General features: G+C 44.5%; 22 protein-coding genes. 14 read left to right on the top strand and 8 right to left on the bottom strand.

From position 1 onward, the window contains the following. Positions 1 to 1,561 precede the first annotated feature (1,561 nt). Positions 1,562 to 2,599, top strand: a complete 1,038-nt coding sequence (locus tag KDW_RS18950; protein ID WP_162005388.1) for an ABC transporter permease — start codon at positions 1,562 to 1,564, stop codon at positions 2,597 to 2,599. A gap of 118 nt (positions 2,600 to 2,717) precedes the next feature. Here KDW_RS18950 and KDW_RS18945 read toward each other — a convergent pair whose 3' ends face one another. Continuing rightward, positions 2,718 to 3,596 carry a site-specific integrase gene (locus KDW_RS18945; RefSeq protein WP_151757545.1) on the bottom strand — a complete coding sequence of 293 codons (879 nt, stop codon included), beginning with the start codon at positions 3,594 to 3,596 and terminating at the stop codon, positions 2,718 to 2,720. Between the two features lie 718 nt (positions 3,597 to 4,314). On the opposite strand from KDW_RS18945, the gene KDW_RS18940 reads away from it, so the two are divergent. Next, positions 4,315 to 5,154: an alpha/beta fold hydrolase gene (locus KDW_RS18940; RefSeq protein ID WP_162005387.1), complete on the top strand. Its 840-nt coding sequence runs from the start codon at positions 4,315 to 4,317 to the stop codon at positions 5,152 to 5,154. 58 nt (positions 5,155 to 5,212) lie between these two features. Here the strand turns inward: KDW_RS18940 and KDW_RS36460 are convergent, their stop codons facing one another. After that, a complete protein-coding gene (locus KDW_RS36460; RefSeq protein ID WP_443092587.1) occupies positions 5,213 to 5,494 on the bottom strand; it encodes a CDI toxin immunity protein in 282 nt (93 codons plus the stop codon). A 445-nt stretch (positions 5,495 to 5,939) separates the two neighbouring features. Between KDW_RS36460 and KDW_RS18935 the strand changes: the two genes are divergently transcribed. Together KDW_RS18935 and KDW_RS18930 are read left to right on the top strand one after the other, a co-directional pair. After that, the gene (locus tag KDW_RS18935) at positions 5,940 to 6,170 is read left to right on the top strand and encodes a helix-turn-helix domain-containing protein (RefSeq protein ID WP_198925367.1); all 231 of its coding nucleotides are present in this window, start codon (positions 5,940 to 5,942) and stop codon (positions 6,168 to 6,170) included. Beyond that, on the top strand, positions 6,163 to 7,542 hold the full coding sequence (locus KDW_RS18930; protein WP_151757543.1) for a serine/threonine protein kinase: 1,380 nt from the start codon (positions 6,163 to 6,165) through the stop codon (positions 7,540 to 7,542). Before KDW_RS18935 ends, KDW_RS18930 begins: the two co-directional genes overlap by 8 nt. A gap of 190 nt (positions 7,543 to 7,732) precedes the next feature. Here the strand turns inward: KDW_RS18930 and KDW_RS18925 are convergent, their stop codons facing one another. Further along, a complete protein-coding gene (locus KDW_RS18925) occupies positions 7,733 to 8,242 on the bottom strand; it encodes a hypothetical protein (RefSeq protein ID WP_151757542.1) in 510 nt (169 codons plus the stop codon). A gap of 3 nt (positions 8,243 to 8,245) precedes the next feature. Continuing rightward, complete coding sequence (locus KDW_RS18920) at positions 8,246 to 8,458, bottom strand: hypothetical protein (RefSeq protein ID WP_151757541.1); 213 nt, start codon at positions 8,456 to 8,458, stop codon at positions 8,246 to 8,248. Positions 8,459 to 8,691: 233 nt separating this feature from the next. On the opposite strand from KDW_RS18920, the gene KDW_RS18915 reads away from it, so the two are divergent. Further along, positions 8,692 to 8,910 (top strand): helix-turn-helix domain-containing protein, encoded by a 219-nt coding sequence (locus KDW_RS18915; protein WP_151757540.1) that lies wholly within the window; start codon positions 8,692 to 8,694, stop codon positions 8,908 to 8,910. A gap of 255 nt (positions 8,911 to 9,165) precedes the next feature. Here KDW_RS18915 and KDW_RS18910 read toward each other — a convergent pair whose 3' ends face one another. Continuing rightward, entirely contained in the window at positions 9,166 to 9,654 is a 489-nt protein-coding gene (locus tag KDW_RS18910) for a Coagulation factor 5/8 type-like protein (RefSeq protein WP_151757539.1), read from the bottom strand. A gap of 430 nt (positions 9,655 to 10,084) precedes the next feature. Further along, entirely contained in the window at positions 10,085 to 10,633 is a 549-nt protein-coding gene (locus KDW_RS18905) for a hypothetical protein (RefSeq protein ID WP_151757538.1), read from the bottom strand. Between the two features lie 447 nt (positions 10,634 to 11,080). On the opposite strand from KDW_RS18905, the gene KDW_RS18900 reads away from it, so the two are divergent. The 4 genes from KDW_RS18900 to KDW_RS18885 all read left to right on the top strand — a co-directional run bounded on the left by KDW_RS18900 (position 11,081) and on the right by KDW_RS18885 (position 16,454). Further along, positions 11,081 to 11,482: a recombinase family protein gene (locus tag KDW_RS18900; protein WP_151757537.1), complete on the top strand. Its 402-nt coding sequence runs from the start codon at positions 11,081 to 11,083 to the stop codon at positions 11,480 to 11,482. A gap of 77 nt (positions 11,483 to 11,559) precedes the next feature. Further along, the gene (locus tag KDW_RS18895) at positions 11,560 to 11,982 is read left to right on the top strand and encodes a hypothetical protein (RefSeq protein WP_151757536.1); all 423 of its coding nucleotides are present in this window, start codon (positions 11,560 to 11,562) and stop codon (positions 11,980 to 11,982) included. A gap of 316 nt (positions 11,983 to 12,298) precedes the next feature. Beyond that, on the top strand, positions 12,299 to 15,112 hold the full coding sequence (locus KDW_RS18890; protein WP_151757535.1) for a helix-turn-helix domain-containing protein: 2,814 nt from the start codon (positions 12,299 to 12,301) through the stop codon (positions 15,110 to 15,112). Position 15,113: 1 nt separating this feature from the next. Further along, the gene (locus tag KDW_RS18885) at positions 15,114 to 16,454 is read left to right on the top strand and encodes an NAD(P)/FAD-dependent oxidoreductase (protein ID WP_151757534.1); all 1,341 of its coding nucleotides are present in this window, start codon (positions 15,114 to 15,116) and stop codon (positions 16,452 to 16,454) included. Between the two features lie 110 nt (positions 16,455 to 16,564). On the opposite strand, the gene KDW_RS18880 is transcribed toward KDW_RS18885, so the two are convergent. Together KDW_RS18880 and KDW_RS18875 are read right to left on the bottom strand one after the other, a co-directional pair. Beyond that, entirely contained in the window at positions 16,565 to 16,930 is a 366-nt protein-coding gene (locus tag KDW_RS18880; RefSeq protein WP_151757533.1) for a hypothetical protein, read from the bottom strand. Between the two features lie 106 nt (positions 16,931 to 17,036). Next, the gene (locus KDW_RS18875) at positions 17,037 to 17,249 is read right to left on the bottom strand and encodes a hypothetical protein (RefSeq protein WP_151757532.1); all 213 of its coding nucleotides are present in this window, start codon (positions 17,247 to 17,249) and stop codon (positions 17,037 to 17,039) included. Positions 17,250 to 17,421: 172 nt separating this feature from the next. On the opposite strand from KDW_RS18875, the gene KDW_RS18870 reads away from it, so the two are divergent. The 5 genes from KDW_RS18870 to KDW_RS18850 all read left to right on the top strand — a co-directional run bounded on the left by KDW_RS18870 (position 17,422) and on the right by KDW_RS18850 (position 22,735). Beyond that, entirely contained in the window at positions 17,422 to 17,637 is a 216-nt protein-coding gene (locus KDW_RS18870; protein ID WP_151757531.1) for a helix-turn-helix domain-containing protein, read from the top strand. Positions 17,638 to 18,161: 524 nt separating this feature from the next. Next, positions 18,162 to 19,412, top strand: a complete 1,251-nt coding sequence (gene istA / locus KDW_RS18865; protein ID WP_151757530.1) for an IS21 family transposase — start codon at positions 18,162 to 18,164, stop codon at positions 19,410 to 19,412. Then, on the top strand, positions 19,409 to 20,203 hold the full coding sequence (istB, locus tag KDW_RS18860) for an IS21-like element helper ATPase IstB (protein ID WP_151754435.1): 795 nt from the start codon (positions 19,409 to 19,411) through the stop codon (positions 20,201 to 20,203). The genes istA and istB overlap by 4 nt, the downstream gene beginning before the upstream one ends. 139 nt (positions 20,204 to 20,342) lie before the next feature. Beyond that, positions 20,343 to 20,537, top strand: coding sequence for a helix-turn-helix domain-containing protein (locus tag KDW_RS36010; RefSeq protein ID WP_151757529.1), 195 nt, complete (start codon positions 20,343 to 20,345; stop codon positions 20,535 to 20,537). Positions 20,538 to 20,887: 350 nt separating this feature from the next. Then, complete coding sequence (locus tag KDW_RS18850; RefSeq protein ID WP_162005384.1) at positions 20,888 to 22,735, top strand: type 1 periplasmic-binding domain-containing protein; 1,848 nt, start codon at positions 20,888 to 20,890, stop codon at positions 22,733 to 22,735. Positions 22,736 to 22,966 lie beyond the last annotated feature (231 nt).

Below are 22,966 nucleotides of genomic sequence, written 5' to 3'. Positions count from 1 at the left end.
CTCCCGGGTGAAGTGCCATTATAGTCATGATAACAAATTGCTTAATTGTTGGCTCACGGATCTAGCTTGACGCTTTGTCTACCTACTCTCACATTTGGCGCTCGTTAGCATTAGCACCACACGATGGGAAGCACAGCTCCCATTATTCGAAGGCAGAAATCTTTGAGATAGTATGCTTAAACAACTAGTATGTGCCGAGCGAAAGGTGATCTTTATTATTCTTCCAGTGATTGGGGTTTTCGAAAGCTCTCATCTGAGAACAATTAATTAGATGTGCTATAAAGGCGGAGTCTTGTATTCAACTCATCCTTGGTATCTGAGACTCTTGATGAGTATCTCCTAGTATGCCTCTTTTCTATCGCCACAGAATTTACCTCCAGAATTTCGTACAATAATTGCCCTCTTATATTACACCTCATTGGTGCTGCCTGTCTTTATCCCTCAGACCGCGGACCATGACGTATGGAGTAATCCTAATAGAACAATGCATGGGCAGCCTACACTTCTTCGTCTCTCCTACTATGTTATTCATCAGGGATTTATAGCCTCTGCCTAAGAGCAGTTCCTAGGCGTTCCGCGCTCGTGACACCCGGCGCCTGAGAGCGGGCGCCGCTCAACGCTATTCGAACCGTGCATAAATTCTTCCCACGTGAATTATATCCGGTTCTCGACAGCCGCTTATGAAGTGATCGTGCAGTCCACGCTAATCGCCAAGAACAAACCTTACTTTGTTATTCTAATTCACTGTGGTCTTGCGTATACTATCTTTTCTTCTTTCTTCTACTTCTCCTTATTCTAAAAAGTCGGAAACCTCCGGTCTCATAATACAAAAACGTGAACTTTGTACCATCATTGAATTGCAAGTCGCTCACCATGCTTTGATAGGAATATATCAGAATTAATGTAATTAAATTACCCTTTTATTTCCTCCTCCAGGTATTAATAATCCAATCTCGAAGTCATGGCACTTGGGCTCTATTTGAGGATGAAACAGCGTACAAACTCAGACCTATTAAAGCCCATCTCACTTAGCGAAGTAAAAGCCGCCGGAGTTTCTTTCCCTATCCAGGCTTCCTATATATGTTTTGATGTTCGTGGCACTTTCTTCTCGCTATTAATCTGACCAAAATCAATAGCCGTGTCTCTATATTTGTGTCTTTGAGTCTCAGATAGAATGCAGTCTTTCGGAAGGGCACATCGTTTCCTTCTTATTTTAACCATCTATCCATATATTATATGTGATTTTGCAAGCTGCAGATGTATTGTGCTTTGACGCCTTATGGCCTCTGCATTTTCTTTGCACTCAGAGAGTAATTGTCTCACTCATCGAAACGATTTCCTAACTTACGAGAAAACACTAGTGAACCGTCTCGCTATGGTTACTTGCATAGAACACCTAATGACACCTAAATTCTATGTCGCTTGTGCACTCTAGGACGTGCTGAATATAACATTAAGTTAATGTAATGACTAACATGGTTATACACTATGCTCTCGGAGAATGAATTCTATAGCGGACAAGAGCTTTCAGGTCATCTCGAAACAAATGTGCCCTGTATTGGTGATTCACTCGCGTAGAGACGTCACAGAAGCCTGTCTTTCCCATCGCGAAAAAGACACAGCAATTCTTGAAAAGAAGCTACAATATTTTCCCGGAGTAAACACTAAAAAAACTGAACAACATTCTTATGGTCCTGTCTTGTTAAAAGGTAAGCCCAATGAGAACTCTGTTTCTCAATACTCAGGATCTCAAGCTCATAATGTTTCTCTTTCTCTTGAAAGTTTTCATGTTAAAAAAAATGATCTCCCTGATGAAAGAATAATCCACATCTCAAGTGGAAGAAATTTAAATGCAGAAGATGAGTACTCAACAAATATACTTATTAACATAAATCTGACACGTGCATCTCCTCAACTTCTTGCTGCTGGGGACACAATTAAACTAGAGAGTTTAAATAAACACCAGGAAGTAGAAGCGCATATAGTAGGTGTTTTTATGCCTTCAACAACATTTAATCAGGGAGCTATTATGGCTCCTGATACTCTCGCTTCGAAATTACTTATCCCATCGAACATGTCTACACTTTTTTATTTAGACGTAGACCCTGCAACTTCAGACCAAGTCTTATATACCATAACCCTGCTGTCTCCACAGGCTACTTTCGTAAATGCAGCAAGCATTATTGATTTAACAGAAAAATATTTTAATTCTGCAGTAGCACTTCTCGTCTCTCTCGCAGCTTTAATGTTACTTGCTGCATTATCAATGATTATGAATGCTGTGGCACTAGCTATGCTTGAAAGGCGACGAGAAATAGGTATTTTTAAAGCATTAGGATATACTGGAAAACATATCGCATACATAATTTTGCTTGAAAATAGTTTTGTCGCAATGATTGGTTCCTTGTTAGCAACACTCCCAACAACATTAGTGGTAAATTTACTAGATACTTACGCATTTCACGCGAGTTTTTCTTTGCCTTGGTTCATCATTCCTAGTTTGATAGGAGGCACAATTATTGTTGTAATAATAACTGTCATCATTACTATCTGGAAATCTATACAAAAATCGCCTTTAGAAGTGCTACGCTATGATTGACTAGACTATCGTTTTTATAGTGCTCAATAATAACAGGAACAACTAGCTATCAGCGTTGTTTTTAATCACACGAATCAAACTAATGATTACTCTAAGATCAAACAAAATATAACAATCGTTAGCGTAGATAGTGGCGTAGCACGACATCGATACGGTGATGGCCCAATTGTTCAGAGACGGTCATGGCGGCATGGCGATCATACGCATCGCTCTTCAGCCGACCTGTTGATGGTGGCAGTTGATAAGTGGGAGCAAGATAGAGGTAAAGGGACTGGGCATATTCACGTCGATAGCTGTGGATATCCATATTCTTGGGCAGGCGCGAAAAAACATGGTCGTCTTGTCGGCGTCCAGCGACTAATGACCAGACGGCCTGCTCATGACCAGGAAGCACCCATACTTCACGGGATTGGCCTCCTTTTCCGTTACGCACATAGACAACCAGACGCTCCTGGCTTCGCCAATACACTTCGCGCACAAAGAGTGCCGTGGCTTCCTCTCGGCGAAGTCCACAGGCACGGAGAAAAGCAATCGTGTCCTGCCAATGTGCAGGTTGAAAATGCCGATCTTGTCTGGTTTCCACACGGGATCGCTGGATATCCTGCCGCCGCCTCGGAGGAATATGCACTGTTTCAGCCAGATCACGTTGCTGGAAAAAGAGACGTAAAGCCGCTCGCTCTGCCTGGATTGTATATGGACTCTTCTGAACCGCGACCCGTTCCATCAAATACTGAGCAACCAGGGCTTCAGCCTGCTCATCCAGGTGCAACAAGCGATTGATCGCATGACTATCACGTGCCCAGTTAATAAAATGGAGCACATGTTGCTGATATGCCTGCCGGGTACGATGCGAGTGAATCGTCTGGGTCGAGAACGTCCAAAACGTCTCTCCAGCCTGACGTGCCGCCGATTTGGCCAGAAAACGACTCTCGCCAGCCATCATCATCGCATCCAGACGCGTGATCGCCTCAAAGATAATGCCGCGGCGATTGCCCATAAGTAACTGTCCTTTAATCCAAACAAAACTATACGAAGATAATACCCATGTTAAGACTTACGTTGCGAAGCTTTTGCGTGTGATACAAGTGATGAGGCACTCCGAGACGCTCATTTTCTTGTCATTGCTGTTTATATCCCCACAATAGGAGAAAAAACAGCGCTGTCTTTCATCTCAAAAGGAAAAGAATCACATAACCCAGACGCACTACAGGACCATTACCCTTTGGGTCGATTGCTGGAGCAACTCACAGCCGTAGAGACCAATCTACCATCCTTTGCACACCAAAGAATGCGAAACATGGTCTCACTCATTCCTGATAAACAGGACAGCATTACCATGGCGGTTCTTGCAAAAAAGAACCAAAACCACACAATAACACTATGAGTATAAATGCCGCTCCCGTCCTTGTCGAGAGCATGTAGCGACCATAGATAACAATAGCTCTAGGAAGACACTATACCTGTAATCTCGTTGAAGTGACAAACCTTCGCTACGCTCGTATTACTAAGTACAGTCCAATGGCAACGTGTTGTCAGGCGCTATACTATGTCCGGGAAGACATCAGGCCTGGAGCGGAGAGATTCCCATGCAGGCTCTGCATCTGGCTGCTCTCATTTTTGCCGAACAAATATTATTCATAGTCATTTCAATCTCTGCTTGCCATAGAGTATCAAGGAAGATAAATAGAGGTTACGATATCATGGAGTACTGGAATATGCATAGCGAGGAAGAATCTACTTTTCCTACAACATTTGTTGATGTGGGAGGCTATCATCTTGCGGCCTTCTGCTCTGGCAGTGGAAGCCCTACTGTTGTGCTAGACGCAGGAATGGGAGATACCAGCGAGGTCTGGTACCAGGTACAAGAGAACATCTCACAATTTAGCCGTGTCTGTAGCTATGATCGGGCAGGAATCGGCCAGAGCGAGTCCGGTCCACTTCCTCGTAACAGTCAAACCATTGTGAACGAATTGCACACATTGTTAAAACAGGCTGGGCTTCCCAGTCCCTACGTCCTGGTTGGACATTCGTTTGGTGGTTTCAATGCTCGCTTATATGCAAGCCAATATCCAGATGAGGTACTGGGGATCGTGCTCATTGATTCCGCTCATCCCGACTTTGATTTGGTTGGACAACTGCCTCCAGAAGAACCAGGTGAGAACCAGGGACTCCATGAGATACGAGCAGTCCTCAAACAAGAAACGCAGGAGACAAAAAATCCAGAAGGAATTGACCCGGTAGCCAGTGCGATGCAGGTACGTTCTATTCCTTCATTAGGAACAATACCTCTTGTCGTAGTAACACACACTTCAGAGACCTGGATAGAGATGCTTATGAATGGATTTCCAGGGTTTCCTCGTGAACTCGCCGCAAAACTTGATCATGCCTGGCAGGAAGGACAGCAATGCCTCTTATCACTTTCCTCCCAAAGTACCCAGATGGTCGCGCAACACAGTGGTCACTATATTCACCATGATGAACCTGAACTGGTTGTGCAAGCTATTCGTAATGTGATTGCCATGGCTCAAGTGGACCAAGATACCATTTATGGTTAAAAACTATGCTAAAAACTATCCGAAAATCGCGAAGAAGATGTTTCATGAAACGGGGCATCTATTCATCAATAATACCTATTGTAATATCTCCTTCATGATAAAATTCAATGACATATTTTTCCGCAAAGGAAAATACCCATATATCGAAACTCACGATAAGAACATCTTCTAGCTGTTCAAAAAGCTTGCTTAGTGATGAACATTGAACAATAGGGAGCGTAAATTCATCCCACATGATGAAGGCAGGAGAATTCAGCTCTCTTATCCAATTTCTTGAAAAAGATGAAAGTTCTTGTATTGACGATATCTTGATTTTCTTTTCTATTTTCGTCCAATCAATTCTTCCTCACCTGGTTATTGGAATCACATGCCAAAACTTTTCTCTCATATCACTAATTTCTTTCATAGAGAGTACATTGGCACTATCTCCGAGAGAAACAAGACACTCTTCAAGCGCTGTCATAAATAAGTAACCTTTCTTACAAGAAAATGCACGCGACGTCGCCCCACTATTTGCACCACCTGGAGAATGGGTTCATTCCTGCGAAAGAACTCCTCTTCTAATCGGAAAAGGAGTCGCCTATTTTCTCCTATTCTATTTGAACCATCTGTCCTTGCATAGCTGGTTGAGGATTTTCCAACGGTATCAACCATGAGGCAAGATCATAAAACGTCTCTGACTTCATCATGGTGAATGTTTCCTCCACACAATCATGCTAGGCTTATAGCATTGATGAAACACGAGAATAGATAGTTGCGCAAGATGAAAGCGAAATACTGCCTTTATGTCACATTTTTATTCTTATCAGGAATCAACAAAAAATAGTTCAGAGAAACGTCCAGAGGCGGCTATGCTCCTCACTATTCCCGAGGTAGCACAACAACTACATATTTCGCGTGCACATGTCTATACGCTGATCAAACAAGGTCTTCCTACCATTCATCTTGGGCGTTGTATTCGTGTGAACGTCACCTCGTTACGTGTCTGGCTTTTAGCCCAGGAGACACATGATTAGGGGCATCTATATCAACTATCAACGCGATCAGCCATGTCCTCTAGCATGTTCAATCAGCGATCCTCAACAAACAGCGTACTCTCTTATAGAAAGTTCATTCTTTTCTCAAATATCAATGTATGAAAAGGTCGCCAGGTCTTGCATATTCACCCCAAATATGATTACTATAAGAAAAACAAGAAAGGGATTTGAGAGAATGCACAATAGTATTGGTCAACAAATAGGCAACTACAAAATCCATCAGATGATTGGGTGTGGTGGTTATGCAGAGGTTCATCTAGGAGAGCATCTTTTCCTTCGGAAACAGGCGGCCATTAAATTATTACATGCACAGCTAGCAGATACACTTGCTATAAAAAATTTCCATCATGAAGCGCAACTTATTTCTCAGCTCAATCATCCACATATTGTGCGCGTGCTAGAATTTGGAGTTGCTGAGAATATCCCCTATTTAGCGATGGAATACGCTCCAAATGGTACGCTTCGACAACTTCATCCTAGAGGATCACAATTAACACTAGAAACTATTCTCGCTTACGTTACGCAACTTGGCGCGGCAATTCAGTATGCGCACGATCACAAACTGATTCATCGTGATATCAAACCTGATAATATCTTACTTACAGCAAACAACGATCTACTCTTGAGCGATTTTGGTATCGCGCTTATTCAAGCAACTACCCAGCAAAGCACAAAAGAGGCTATTGGGACGGTTGCTTATATGGCACCAGAACAGTTACAAGGAAAACCATGCTTTGCTAGCGATCAATATGCACTGGGTATTATGATCTATGAATGGATCAGCGGTACAACACCATTTCAAGGTTCACCCACAGAAGTGTGCACACAGCATATGTTTACACCACCTTCATCTTTGAAAGGACAAATTCCGACACTATCAGCAGAAGTTGAGCAGGTACTCTTCAAAGCGCTCGCGAAAGAACCAAAAGAACGCTTTCCCTCTATTCAAAGCTTTGTGGATGCATTCAGGGCTGCTATACACAATTCAACTGAACAGGTATGGTCCTCATCGATCACCCCGACTGAGCCCGCACAAAAAACTATCTTCACACCGACTGCAACAACGGCAAGCTATACCCCACCACCATATGCCAGCATCGCTGCAACCCAGGCCATAGCCACAAAAGGAAGCTTAACTGATTGGATCATACCTCATATTGTCTATCCACTGAGCTACACCATCATGCTTTACCTCTTCCTTTTGGTGGTTGACTTTTTTGCCTTTGGGCTCAAGAAAGACCTGTTCACCAACACCCCATCCATCCAGATCATAGCAATGACAACTGGAACGTTCGCAGTTTCATGCTGCACTGTGATTTTTGCCTATTATGTTATGAAGAGAAGAAGTTAATTACTCCAGGGTTTGGACGCCCGTTTCCACAGCTTGCACAACGAGATGCGTTGCTTGAAAGTGTCATTTCCCAGTGAGTGAAATAACTACGATCAGCTCTAATGAGGAGTTGGGAGAAATAGGGTAATTCTTCGGAGGAATGAACGCCGGGTATCAGTTCTACCAACACCCGGCATACCAATTTTCTCGGCTAATTCGTCTTGGGGGAAATGTATCCTGGTATTCGTGGCCCTCCAAATATGACCACACCACTTTTCTGTTCACTAATGGTAATATTGGGGTGGGTGTAGGAGAGGGGTTCAATCCATTTCTTCAGCAGTACCCTAGCGTGGTTGGTATCCCTGGCGTAGACAAGCTGATAATCGTTCTCCACATCCTGACCACTTGCACATATAATATGCAGAATCATAAAGTCATCGTAGATTGGAATATCGACATCTGCCAGCGTCAATTCAGGTGCAATTTCATGCTTTTTTGATAGCCACTTCAGTATCTTTTCTGCATCCGTCTTGTCTATTGGTTGCATCATGAGAGCACTGTAGATCACTGATGGTGTGATTCCTGCCCTCTCTGCATCTCTCAATATGTCTATATCGTATAAATGCCGGCGTACATGTTCCAGAGTGGTTCTCACCCCCATCAAAGGCATTGGACGTGCATCAAACTTTTCGCGTGCAGGTGACTTCTTCTCTGTACCCATGCTTTACCCCACAATCCCGATATAGGCTTCAACAGTGATCCTCGCTGCCTCTTTTTCTCCCACAATCTCAGTTAGTTCTTGTTGGAGTGGGGAAATCGCTTCAAATTGGTGATTGATCACGTCATGACTTGCTGTAGCACGAAATTCATTCATGTACAGGTTAAGAACCCTACATTCATCTTCAATCTTCTTTCGCAATAATGCTACTTCACTCACAGTATGCTCCTTTCATCATTTAACTTCAATTCAGTAACCCTTATGAGCGTACCATGCAAACCACAAAACTGTCAATATTTAAGCGGTGTAATTTTAGCGCTTATAAAAAATCTCCGATAATAAGTAGTGTATATAGACCAACAATAAAAAACCACTTTAAAAACACTGCTTTAAAATAGGTAATACCCAGCGCGTGCTTCCATTGTTACAATCGAGGCAAAGGAGAGCAGCACATGAGGATTCGACTGAGGATAAAGGAAGTAGCCGAGAATAAAGGATGGACCATGACAAAGCTTTCACACAGGTCAGAGGTCGCGTTCACCACAGTCAAGAGTACATTCAGAGACCCATACCGCACGCTGAACACAGATACACTAAGGAGGTTAGCAGAGGCGTTGGAAGTAAGTATTCACGATCTGATAGAGGAGGTTCCAGACGATAAAGAGGACTAATCTAAATATACGAGAAAAGAAGGGAGAGGTACGTCATTGTACCTCTATTCTAGTGATTGGATATCATAAGTGACTGTCTATCTCGATGTCATTCGATCATAATCAAATTACACCAGGCAATAAACTCTAAACATGTGTATGGGCTCTTTGAAGATGAGTTTGGCGCGATTTTTCATGCCAATTCGATCTGAGTTTGGAACTTCATCACTCCTGGTGCTTGATAAAGTAATGAAAAAAGGTATTGCTTGAAGGAAATTAGATCCCCAGATGAAGAATGAAAAACTCACCTGTGGTCGCTTGCTCCCCAAACCAAGCAAGTGTGGTAAGCATCCGCACCAACCAATCCCGGTCCATTTCCAAATGCTCATAACTTCCGAGCAGATGCAGATGGTTTTCATTTACGAGGTGTTGAGACTCATCAAATGGCCATTGCCACGTAAAGTCCCCTTGCAATCTCAACTGTTGCGGGCCAGAAGCAAAGAGTTGTGCCCATGAGGTCCATACACGATGAAAGAGGATTCCACCAGTCTGATGAATAATCGTTGGACCCCACCAATTCAACCCATTCCCTTGCTCATTCTTTGCCGGATTAAACGTTGGTATCCATGCTAATGTATCACCAAAATATCGCAAAACATCATCGTCGAGACTCACTGGCGCATCTTGCCGAGGAAGAAGATCGCTGTAATCCGTGTAAGCACGTTCTCCTTCTCGAAAAAGCCAGAAATCATGGTTCATCGCCATCGCACATCGTTCCTTTCTCATCTCGACTTTGTACAAAAGTAGAAAAATGAGCTCACAGAAGAATGACGATCCAGGTTTTTTCTCAGCTCAAAAAGCGAAAAATGTACAAAGTCGAGCTCATATAGTGTTGCATTTGAATTCTACGCCAAAATCGTCTTCAAAGGGCAGTATGTGGTAAAAATGCTTTTATCTTTTTACCGTAAATAGTGACGCAGCATCACATCGATGCGGTGATGGCCAAGTTGCTCTGAAACCATTAAAGCCATGACTCGATCATAATCATCAGGCTTCAAACGCTTGTGAGAGGGCAGCGCAATGTATATTCATATATCAGGTGAAGGTAAAAGGACCTGAGAATATTTACGCCGTTGTTGCGTTTCCTGTAAGGATGAGGTATATATAGTGCAGCTAAAATGAGAGGTTTTGAGAGCTAGGGTACTGGCTTCTCAGGAAAGGTGTTAAAAAAGACTGCGAGAGGTTCCTTCGCGCTAGCATAAAAACTCATTTCACTCCGGGGCGGAGGCTGTTCCACCAAAATGATTCCCATATGACAGGCATACTCTTCCACTAATTGGACTAAAAGTTCCTTCGCTCTCTTTTCGTTCTCTGGTTTAGCACCCTCATCATCAATCGCGACCCCTAGGATGAGTTGGTCATCAGAGGTAAACCTCAAAATCACCATTGTCAGGTCTCCCCGTTTCGGGGTGAGATAGACAGTAAAAGCACGACGTGGCGAGGCAAGACCTCGTTCAATGATGTGCGCCAGTGTTAGCTCTGGTTCCCACTCAAAGATAGTGGGCTCCCACTCAGCGCTTTCTTCTCCTGTACCTGGAGTCGTGAGATGCAGCGGTTCTATTATCAATTCTTTGTTTCCGCGATCCCAACTTTTCACGCGATCCACATAGGTATCGAGAAAACGGTCAATGGTGACAGCATCGCGGTGTTTCGTCAAACCATAAATATTCAGATCAGGCGGCATAACGCACTCCTCCGTTTTGCTCAAGCATCCCAAGGCTCTACTTGGAGTGTAACACATCTGGAGATCTCAATCCAGAGATCCACCTCAACCCGCTGCTTTTTAAAACTGTCCTTTACAGCGAGAAAAAGCAGAGAGATCTCTAATGATAAAAGATGTGATTATTTTCTCATTAGAAGTCTTTCTTCGTTTTTGCTACTAGCTTGCATCTCATTATGTATCCTGTGGGAAGAACTATTTTTATTGACAGAAACCTGCCAATAATGAGGTCAGTGTACTTGTACGAACAACTAGTGTTCCTTAAGCCAAAAATGTCTCCATATTACGCCCCTGTAATTCAAGCAAAATTGCCAAAAATTGTCTATTCTTTGCTGCCTTCATAGCCTGTAACATTGAACTACTACAAAATGAACAGTTTCTCTATTATGAATAAAGAAAAGGAAGTAGACAATGAACTTTGTGACGGCTAAAGCAGCCCTCTATGTTGGATATCAGGGGGATTTTACAGAAATTCGGCAGGTTGCGCTCGACTATTGTCAGGGTCATGATTATTCACTTGAATACATTTACCAGGATACTGGAAGTTCGCAACCGGTCCTTCAGTCGGTAAGAGAAATGATGGAAGAGCGGGCTTTCCATCTACTCCTGATCCCATCGGTTGAGCATATCTATGAAAATCAATTGGGACAACTGCTCAATTTCCTAATCGACGCTCAAGAAGCCCATGTAGACATTGTTTGTCTAACACCAACACCAATCAACCTCTATACGCAGGCATTAGCCATCGTTCCACAGTCGATGGAGCAAACAACCAATTTAGATGACGTTGTTCGCTGTCTACGATACAGATAGTAATCAACCAGGAGGCATCAACTTTTTGATAGTGATGCCTCTTTCCTTGCATACCATAACAAGCAAAGGCAGAAACTATGCAAAGTATCACACCACAAGTCGCCCTGTATTTTCATACGCTTGGGCTCAGAGAAGATGAACCGGCTGTTATCCGAAGAACATATAACTACTGTAGAGAAAACCGATATACTTTTCAAGCTATTTATAAAGATACAGGCATGAGCAAACCTATTTTTCGCGAAATGAAACAGGCAATGAATAACAGAGCATTTCAGATCCTGTGCATACCTTCACTGTTACAAGTTCACTGCTCGCATATTGGCCAGGTCCTCCACTTTTTACAAGAAGCTCAAAACTGTCGGGTAGAAATTATTTGTTTGTATCCCAGACCGATCAGTATTTTTCAGCAAAACCTCACGCTCTTGCCTGCTCCTACTCAACGCCATATCTTTGATCTGGGAGATATTGTGCGCTACCTTCGTTTATCGTCGAAACAATGAGGATGAATAAGCCTCAGCTTTGTAAGATACAGGAATAAATGAAATCAAGAGTATGATCATCTGATGAAGCATATAAAGTATTTATCGAATTTGGTAAACACAGAAAAGTTGTGCCTATGGGTGAGAAACCAATAAACAAGCCATATTATGCCTGCTTTTGAGCTGTGAATACCAGACATACTAGCTACACAATTGCCACAATCAACAAAAATGGATAGAATTATTGATGAAATTATATTTATGCTATGGGTAAATATAATTTTTTATTGAATAAATTGTGCAGCAATGTTTTTGTAGATGGTTGTGGAATTATAAAATGAATGATGGAAAGAACATAAATGAGGCATTACGACGCTCGCGGGTGGAACATGGCTGGACACAAAAAGATCTGGCGGATGCACTTGGAGTTGCAGAGGCGACAGTACGGAGTTGGGAACATCGAAAACGCTCACCCAGTCCTGATTTGCTTGCTCGTTTGAGCCGCGCATTAAAAAAATCTCCGGAGGAGCTAGGATTATATCCTTTCCCACAAACAACCGCAGAGATAGATATATCTCCAAACGATGATGACACATCCTCATTCTCAGACATCGAGATTGTAGCAGAAGCAGAACATCATCCATTCATACATAGAGCCCCATTCATGATGTTTCAGCATAGCGACACAGATGAAAATCGTTACCGCATGCTGAAGCGTGTGCAAACACGCTGGATTACAGGTGTACTGGATCATATTGCCAGTCATTCATTGATCTCACTTGACCTACAAATACGATCAGATGCAGTGGCAAAGCTATGGAACACAGATATCCTGGCGGATCACCCAGCGCCACCTGACTTGACGAGTAAATGCATCGCTGAAGTCTATGATGAAGCGGATAGAGAATTACTCATCCTGGGTGAGCCGGGCTCAGGAAAAACAACGCTACTGCTAGAACTAACAAGTAATCTCATCAAACGTGCTCAAGTTGACGAAAAGCAGCCAATTCCAGTTATTTTCCATTTGTCATCCTGGGCAAATAAGCAACTCCCATTAGACCAATGGTTGGAGGAAGAATTAAATACGAAATATCTGGTACCCATCCGTCTAGCAAAGAAATGGATTTCGGGAGATAAAGTAGTTACGCTGCTCGATGGATTGGATGAGGTCAATGAAGAAGTGCGTGCAAGCTGTATTGCAGCCATCAATGCTTATCGGAAAGATCATGGATTTGTCTCAATGGTAGTCTGCTGCCGCTCTACAGTCTATGCTGCCCTACCTTCTCAACTTGTATTAAATACTGCAGTAGAAGTTCAGCCACTGACGATCCAGAAGATTGATGATTATGTTGCAAGAGGAGGTCCCTCCCTGGCGGCGATGCGGCAGGCTCTTCAAACGGATCCAGCATTGCAGGAAATGGCTTCAACTCCTTTCATGCTCAATGTGCTAGCAACCGTCCATCAGGATCTGACAGATGAAGAAATACAAACAATGGCAGATGTGGAGGAACGTCGCAACAAAATATTCGAGACATATGTAAAACGCTTACTTCAACGCCAGGCCTCACCATTGTATACACAGGAACAGATACAACGCTGGCTATCCTGGCTCGCACAACAGATGTCCACACGTAATCAAACTGAATTTTATCTTGAACACATACAACCTGACTGGTTAGAGGAACCAACCTCTATCAAGTATCGCAATGCTGTGATACGCGTCATCTTTGGCGTAAATTTGGCTCTCGATGGGGGGCTCTTTGCCTGTTTCCGCGGAGACTCTGAACCAAGTCAACTGGGATTATTTTACTGGCTAGGTGGTAAAGGCCTCGGTAATACCATTCTAGGCTGGATGGCTCAAGGTATCGGTGGAGGATTACATGGGGGCACCAGTATGGGACTAATTTTATATGTGGTCGAGGCAATTGTGGTGTTAATTGCAGGGAAAAAAGCAGTTTCTTCTCTTTCATTCACTTCTCTACGCCAGGGATTGATGAGTGGTCTGCGCAGTGCTCTCATTTTTGGGAGCGTGGTTGCGGTATTTGCCGCGTTAGTCTTTAGTCTCGCAAACGGCTGGTATTTTGGCATCTATCACGGATTGGCGATTGGCTTGTTTGAGGGCATCCTGGTTGGATCGGTCGTGGGACTTCTGGCTGCACTACGATCAGAGCAAGAAGATATATATGAGCAGCACCAAAAAGATCAATCACAATGGACACGCTGGAAACAGCGTATCCTGAAAGAGAAGCGGTCTCCAATGGATCGCATCGTCAATTTTGCGCTCTTTACCGTCTGTGAAACGATTGGCATGGCAACCATTTACTCGCTCCAGGCAGGAGCCATTACTCAACATATTCTCACAGATGCCTTCGTTGTTGGAGTTGGCTCGGGTCTCATTTTTGGATTGGGCAACGGCACCGATTTGCTTCCTGGACTGGGCAGGATAATTGAACCTGCCGAGAGTGTGGTATGGAGTTGGTCTACGATGATCAAAAATAGCGGCGCCATTCTCAAAAAAGGTATTTTACTGGCGCTTGCCATTGCATTACCCATCATCATAACCCTGGGAGCAGTCAGCTCATTTTTTAATGGGGTCTCTTACGGATGGAGGTATGGAATAATATATGGCGCCATTGTTGGTGCCGTTAATGGCCTTGCCAGTATATTGGTAGGCATTTTAAATAGTGGCTGGTCGTCAGAACGGCTCTCAGATGACCAACGCCAATCAATTACGCAACCCAATATTGGTATTCGCAATTCGATCAAACATGGACTTCTCGCCGCAGGCTCTATGGGTCCAGTGGGTGGAATTCTCGGTGGTGTGTGCTGTGGACTCTTTTTCTGGCTAGCGGGAGTTCCTGGCTGGCGTACATTACTGCTCGGATTTATATTGGTCTACAGTGTGCTCTTTGGCTTCCGCTTCTGGATCGCTTATGGAGGACGAGCCTCTATTGAGCACATCATCTTACGGTGGTACCTTCGCAGAACTGGTGCGATACCAAAGAAATACACCCTCTTCTTGAACTATGCGGCAGAGCGGGCGCTATTACGTAAAGTTGGAGGAGGCTACATGTTTTCACATCGCTTGCTACTAGAATATTTTGCACGGCTAGCTGATCACACTCATCAAAGTACTACAGGTGAAAAATAATATGCATAACAGACAAGAAACACATGCCATCGTTATCGGAGGCGGGATCGCTGGATTACTAGCAAGCCGCGTTCTACTTAAGCACTTTGATCAGGTAACACTTATTGAGAGAGACCAGTACCCTCAAGAACCCGTATTTCGGCCTGGTGTACCGCAGGGGCGACAGGGACATACATTGCTCCTGCAAGGGCAACACATTATTGAAGCATTATTTCCTGGCATCCATGAGAAATTGATCACCCATGGAGCAATCGAACATAATTATGGCAGCGACACCGTCTATTGCTATGGTGAACGATGCCCACGCCTTGCCCCTACATCCTGGGGACAGGGCTGGAATAGCACTCGCCTACTCCTGGAATGGCAGATTCATCAGGAATTGATGATAGACGATCACTTGCATATCATGGAAGGGTTTGAAGTAGTTCATCTGCTCTTCGATCAAAGCCAAGAAACAGTCTGCGGTGTGCAATTCCGAGAGCGGAACCACAACAAGCCCGAAGACAATATACTTCAGGAACTCAAAGCAGATTTAGTTGTCGATGCCAGTGGTTCTACATCACATGCTCCAGAGTGGCTAAAAGACTTAGGATATGAAATCCCTCAAGAGACCGAAATCAATACACATCTTGGCTATGCAACGCGCTTATATGAGCCACCTGAGACCCACCAGGAAGACTGGTGGAAATTCATCGCCATTCAAAGCACCCAAAGTAAACGTGGTGGTGTTTTAATGGATGTTGAAGGCGGAAAATGGTTAGTCATCCTGGCTGGTTCCCAAAAAGATTATCCACCGACACAAGATACAGAATACCTGGAGTTTGCACACAGTTTACCCGACCAGATACTCTACGAAAGCATCAAAAATGCTCGCCCTATCTCTCCTATCTATGGATATCGCCGTACAGCCAATCGTATGCGACACTTCGAACGACTGAAGCGCCAACCAGAAAACTTCATCGTCATCGGAGATGGAGTGTGTAGCTTTAACCCCATCTATGGGCAAGGCATGACCGTAGCAGCCCTGGAAGCACAAGCGCTTGATACCAGTCTGCCCTCATGGCAACGCAAACGCAAAGGATTTGCCCATCAATTTCAACGAAAAATAGCCCGTCTATTAGTCTCACCCTGGCTCCTTGCAACCATTGCCGATGTGCCCGCTTCCGAAAAACAGGGAGTTATCGCAAAATTATCACAATGGTATTTGGACCGCTTAATTATGCTTTTACCACGTGATCCCTATGCTTTACGCGCCTTCTTAAAGGTACTGCATATGGTAAAAACACCGATTGCATTGGCACACCCAAGAATAATCGCCAAAGTACTCTTGCAAAAAAGCTAAATTTGAGATGCAATAGACACTCATATATGAGGAAGTAGGGTGCTAAAGAAAGATTATAGATGGTATAAATTGTGGTCTCTTCAGCACCCACATTTTCAGTTATATATCATCTATTCTAGAGGTACCTGACATTCTTCTTTTTGGATATATCCAGGAATAAAGATATTGCCTATCATAAAACCATCTGGGCAGGCAGTATAGGAGTGATGTGGTAGATGTGGTAGATGTTCAAGCCATTTCCTGGATAGATCTCTGGCGTGTTGCTGGTTACGTGCATAGACAAAGTGGTATGAGTCGCTTATATGTTCATGTGTATTTGAACTGGCACGTATAATCCAGAGGATCAGATATTCTTCCCACACCACGATATCTATATATTCTAACGATAGTTCTAAACCGATATACTGTGCCAAAGTAGCGACAATCGTTACTGCTTCACTACGATAAATAGGCTGGCGCAAGAGAGCATGATACACGGTTTTGGTCTCTAGCCCTGCAAGTATCGCGAAAGTAGAGATATCAAAAAATGATGTGCTCTAATATACTCTAAAGTGGGCTTCTTTTGTCTCACATCCATGATCACTATCCTATCGCTTGAATATATGCTTCAACAGCGATTTTTGCTGCCTCTTGCTCGCCTACAATAACCGCTAATTGCTCCTGTATGTCTCCAATCGAGGTGTATCGATTATTAATAATATCGTGTGAGGCAGTGACTCTAAAACTATTCATTGCGTGCTTCATCGCCTCACATTCCATTTCTATCTGCTGCCTCAACAATGCGACTTCACTCAAGAGAAGCTCCTTTCTGGTCGATACAATGAATAAGCGTTTTCAACATTACAATGATAGCATTACAATGCATAACATTACAATCCTATCTCTCAAAGCTTATCGTTATTACCATATTCTGCTAATCCCTTCGCTCTGATACACTGGCTTTAAATGAATACATAGGAGCGTTATAATGTTGCGTCTCAGAGTAAAAGAGGTGGCGGAGGAAAAAGGGATAAACATAGCTAAGTTAGCACGCAAGGCTGATTTAGATAACCGGACAGTGTATCGCATCGTACACGATCCGTTTGCTGAGATTACAACCGTTACCCTTGGTCGATTAGCTGAAGCTTTAGAAGTATCTGTAAAAGACTTAGTAGAAGATGCTCCTGGCCATTCCTCCGATTAAGCACCAACGCTAAACCTCTTCCTGTTCATAATTGCTCAAGCAGACTTATTTATAATGCCTCAGTAAACAAGTGAGATCACTCTTCAACGTAGCTTTTACAGCTAGAGAGTTTACTCAAGTCGATGGTCAATACGAGCATTTCTCCAATGAAGCCAGTAGCGTATAAACGCTCAATGGTCAACTCCCTATTCATAAACACTATAATGGCCAAAATCACAAAGCACATTGTTTGTAAATTGTGAAATGAAGCTGGTGATTTCTTGGTAATTATTCTAGCGATCAAGTATACTAAGGAGGAATGGTGTTTTTAGATTTTTTATGTGAGAAGTTATTTATCATGGAGAAGCGTCCTTGCCGCTCATAGCCCTTTCGGAGGCCCAAAGAACGCAAACTGTGGAACGTTTTGCCATCATCCGCCCTGCTTTATTAAAGACGGTGTACACTTGAGCCGGTGAAGAATTGACCGACCCCCAAGAAGGCGGTATTCTGAGGAAAATCAAAAACACAACCTCAGGAGACCGACCATGCTCAGGAGTCAGACCGTGAATACGATACACGATTTGCATCAACAAGGGAAGACTGTCCAGGAAATTGCCCAGAAATTGGACATTTCGCGGACCACTGTGCGCAAATATCTCGCGCACCCAGAAGCGGTGATCCCCAAACCGCGCCCGCCTCGGCCTTCCAAGCTTGATCCGTTCAAAGAACAGATTACGCGTTGGGTGATGGAAGATCATTGCACGAATTGTGAAGTGATCTACGCAAGGTTACAGCCGATGGGGTACACCGGCGGGATTAGTATCTTGAAGGAGTTTGTCCATCCCCTGCGACCGGCGGTGGCAGGACATGCGCCCGTGCAACGCTATGAAACTGAGCCTGGCCAACAGGTGCAATTCGATTGGGGGGAGTTCACCTATGAACAGGAGGGCATCATCCATAAATTCTATGGCTTTACTGCCGTGCTAGGCTATTCGCGCATGCGCTTTGTGACGTTTGTGAAGCGTTGCGATACTCCGACGCTCATTCGCTCCTTGATGGAGGCGTTTGAATACTTCGGAGGCCTGACCAGGTGTGCGCTGACTGACCGCATGAAAAGCGTGTTGCTCGAAATGCAGGAGAACAAGCCCCGTTGGAATCCTCGCTTTGCTGACTTCATGGTCTCCATTGGGGTCACTGCCCGCGTCTGCAAGCCCTACACGCCACAGACGAAAGGCAAGGTCGAGCGCACCGTGAGTTATGTGAAGCAGAGCTTTTGGGCCGGGGTGACCTTCACCGATCTCGATGATCTCAATCGCCAGGCCCATCGCTGGTGTGAGCGCATCAATTCCCGCGTGCACCGCACAACCCATGCCCGCCCGGTCGATCGTTTGGAGGTGGAGAAGCTCCAACCCTTGCCTCAGGCCTTTGCCTGGGAGCGCTTTGCCACCGAAGAACGCAAAGTGACCTGGGATGGCTATGTCTCTTACGATGGCGTGCTCTACGGATTGCCAGGCAATCTGCATCTGGCTGGCAACATGGTGCAGGTTCGCGAACGCAAGGGTGTGCTCACTGTTTGGTCGCAGGGGCAAGAGGTGTTTGCCATCGAGAAGCGTCCTCGCTCACAAGAGAGTGTGCCGCATCCAGAGCAATGGACGGGTGTTCCCTCAACCTCGGCGATCCGACGAACAGCAGCACCGTTAGGCCACCAGCAGCAGGCACCTCAGGTGCAAAGCCGGGCTCTGGCCGAGTATGATCAGTATTGTGGCGTGCCATCCGTAGCGGAGGTGGGTGCATGAAGTCGATCACCGCGTACAAGCAACTGAACTTGACCCACCTGCAAACGGCGTTACCCCGGTTGCTGGAAACTGCCCGGCGAGAGCAGTGGACGTATGAAACCATGGTGGAGCGGGCCCTGGGCGCAGAGCTGGATGGCCGCGAGCAAAAAGCCACGGCCCGCCGTCTCAAGGCCGCACGCATTCCCAGCAAAAAGACGGTGGAGGGTTTCGACTTTTCGTTCCAACCCTCGCTCTCTGAGCGGCGCATCCGGGAGTTGGCTGATCTGTCCTTTGTGCGGACCTGCACCAATGTGGTCTTTCTGGGCCCTCCTGGAACGGGCAAGACGCATTTGAGCCTGGCTCTGGCCAATCGAGCACTGGCAGAGGGACACACAGTCCTGTTTACGACGCTGGCGGAACTGGCTCAGTCCCTGGAGAGCGCCTCGCATCCTGGTCTCATGCGTCAGCGCCTGCGGCGCTACATCGCGCCCAGTTTGCTCATCATTGATGAGGTGGGCTACACCAGGCTCACCGCCGAGCAGGCTCATCACTTCTTTGAGCTGGTGGCGGCTCGCTATGAGCACGGCTCCATTATCCTGACGTCCAATACCAGCTTTACTGGCTGGGGAGCGTTACTGGGGGACGAGGTGCTGGCGACGGCTTTGCTTGACCGGCTCCTGCATCATGCAGAGGTCATCGCTATCAATGGGGGCAGTTACCGCATGAAGGAGCGCCGAACAGAGAGCCGAAGCCCCTCAACCTTGTCAGACACAGCACGGCATGCCGCCGGCGATTTACCCACCGGCGTGTAGTCAACCGACGTTCACGATGTCGGCGTTGGGGTCGCCTGGATTCCGGCGCGGTTTGGTCGGCGTTTTCATCGCCGACGTTCTCAAAGTTTGTTTTTTAACGTTCGTTTGATTGGGGCGACCAATTCCAAATCGGCTCGTCATGACACCGGCCTTGACAGCTTTGGAAGACAGTATCACCCAGGTTCAGGTTGCGCGTGCTCATCAGATATCCCTCAGTAAAGTACAGCTTTGGATCAAACGCTATCGAGAGAAGGGTTTGGCAGGACTGGCAAGCAATATTGCGCGCTCGGATAAAGGAAAGTCTCGTCGTCTGCCAACCAGATCCAATTCTTGACGAAAGATGTAGTCGAGACGGCACAGCAGAATCTGATCATTGGATCCAATTGAACTGTGCTCTCTTGATGAGGTGTCGCAAAACCGTTCGTTTCTTGCAACATTCACTATTCGTAGCTGTTTTCCTCTCAGGGGCTAAGAAGGGAAACTTATGGAAAAGCTGGCAGGTTCTCTTCTCCAACCCCTCAAAATCGAAGCGAACCCAAAGCTCATTGGGTCAAGGCTGAACAAGTTATGTGGTCTGAGTAGACACAGGATTTTTTATTAGAATGATCTCGAATCGTCTACGAGTAAGACTGCTTAGTATGCGATTTCATGTATTTCGGTATTATACAGGAGGTAGAAATATCTATGAATAGCAATAAATCGGGGTCAGCAAGTCAAACACCGACAAATTCCTCATCAGCTTCACCGAGATTTTCATGGTATAAAGTATGGTTTACATTTTTATTTGTTCTTGCGCTGTTATTATGGACTTATTCGCCTTCCTATATGCTTTGGAGGGGTTTGCCCCTTGATCGATGGTCTGCGATTGCTGGTGCGGTAGCACAGTTTTTGGGATTTAACTGGGTAGGGAGTTGGCTTTCATGGTTATATCCAAGATCTTACTTCCCAAAGAGAAACAGAGTAAGTTTTGTATCCAGATTCTATCTATTATTATCACGACACGTTGGCTGGAGAAGATTTTTGCAAGGCTTTTCTATCGTATTAATTGCAATTTCGCTTCTTTTGAATCCATATGTTATTCAAGATGCACATAATTTTGTTTTTAGAGTATCAGCGAATATAGCACCACAGCCATGTAGTAACGGCATATGTGTAAATCAGAAACAAAGCCTGAATGGTCCGCAATCCATAGGTATTAGTGGCGGTAATGATTATTTTGGCAATAAAGATGCTATAGATTCTGAAGGAAAAATTTATGGATATGATAAACAAGTGTTAAACAATCATGATGCTTATTACAGTATAGTTGTGGTCAGTACCCTTTCCGCAGGAGATAGAATGAGACATGCTGGAAGTGGTGCTGATGATTTGGAAGGTATTGTAACATTGATGAAACGTGCAGACGATTTTTCGAGAATTGATAAATGTGGATTTAGAATGTTGATTTCCCCAAAAGATTGTCGGCGATTGTTTGTATACGTAGCTAATGCCGGAGATAGTATGGAATTTGCAGAACAGGTAGCAACGCAAATTCTCCGTTTAAAAAATGCTGATCAAGCTCATTTTATAGGAGTCGTAGGTTGGCCGTTGAGCGCTCCTGATGGAATAACTGGTTTACGGATTTTAACTGGCAAGGGTATACCTGTTATTTCATCTACAGCTTCAAGTGATGCACTTTCTGGTCTCTCGCCGTATTTTTTCCGTATCGTCCCTCCTGATAGTCAGCAAGGCCCAATAGCAGCCCGTTATGCTGAACAACAATATCCTGATTCTCATACAGCCATTATTTTCTATGATCAACAATTTCCTTATAGCTTGACTCTATCAAGTGCATTCGCTGAAGAATTCACCAGGCATCCAAATAATTCCATCATTTTTGAGCCATACAACCAATGCCCTTCATGCATGAAAACGAATGATGATCATATTAACGATATAACAAGCAAGATGACTGATGCGGTTGGAAAAATGCAGAGATATAGTCTCATTTTTTTCGCAGGATATTCTGAAGATTTCAGTCGGTTCCTGAGTAATTTAGTTCCGCAGCTAAAAAATTCTCCTGTTATAAGTGGAGATGCACAATACGATAAAAAGGATTTTATCGCTGCAAATTCTTATGATGTATATAAAAACTTCTCTTTCAGCGCTTTTACTCACCCTGCCGAATGGGATGGAGTGAATACAAAACCTGATGAAGTAACTGCATTTGAAACAACGTATCACAGTCTCTACCCTACAACAGCTGTTGATTTACCAACTGAAAATACCATACTCACATACGACGCAGCTAGTGTGTTGTTCTTTGCAGCTCGCAACAGCAGTATATTGGCCTTTCAGAATATTCGAAGTGCACTTGCAAAGATTGATCAATGTCATCCTTTCCAGGCAGTGAGCGGCTCTCTGGCCTTTGCTCCTGATGGTAATCCATACCAAAAGGTTATTTTAATGCTAACTGTTCCCTCAAACGGCATAGTTACTCTGAAAAGCATCAATCAAGGGAATTTGTTGGCAGACCCACAATTCGGGTGTTAACGTAGGAAACTAATTAAATGTGGGTATGTCATCAAAGAGCTGGTCAACGGCATCCCTTTTGTACATAAATTAAAAGTGTAGTATAACAAAAAAAAGGTGTAGAAGGATAGAAGCATCAGATAACTGCGCTTTTTACCATCGAGTGAAGGACTCAGGATTCTGAAGCAACTTTGACAATGGTATGTAGTACCACACCATCTCATTAACGACCGTTTTTTGCGACATATGGCT

Source organism: Dictyobacter vulcani (assembly GCF_008974265.1).
Taxonomy (GTDB): domain Bacteria; phylum Chloroflexota; class Ktedonobacteria; order Ktedonobacterales; family Ktedonobacteraceae; genus Dictyobacter; species Dictyobacter vulcani.
Note: the sequence above shows the minus strand (reverse complement) of the source record. Positions and strands in the feature narration are given on the sequence as shown.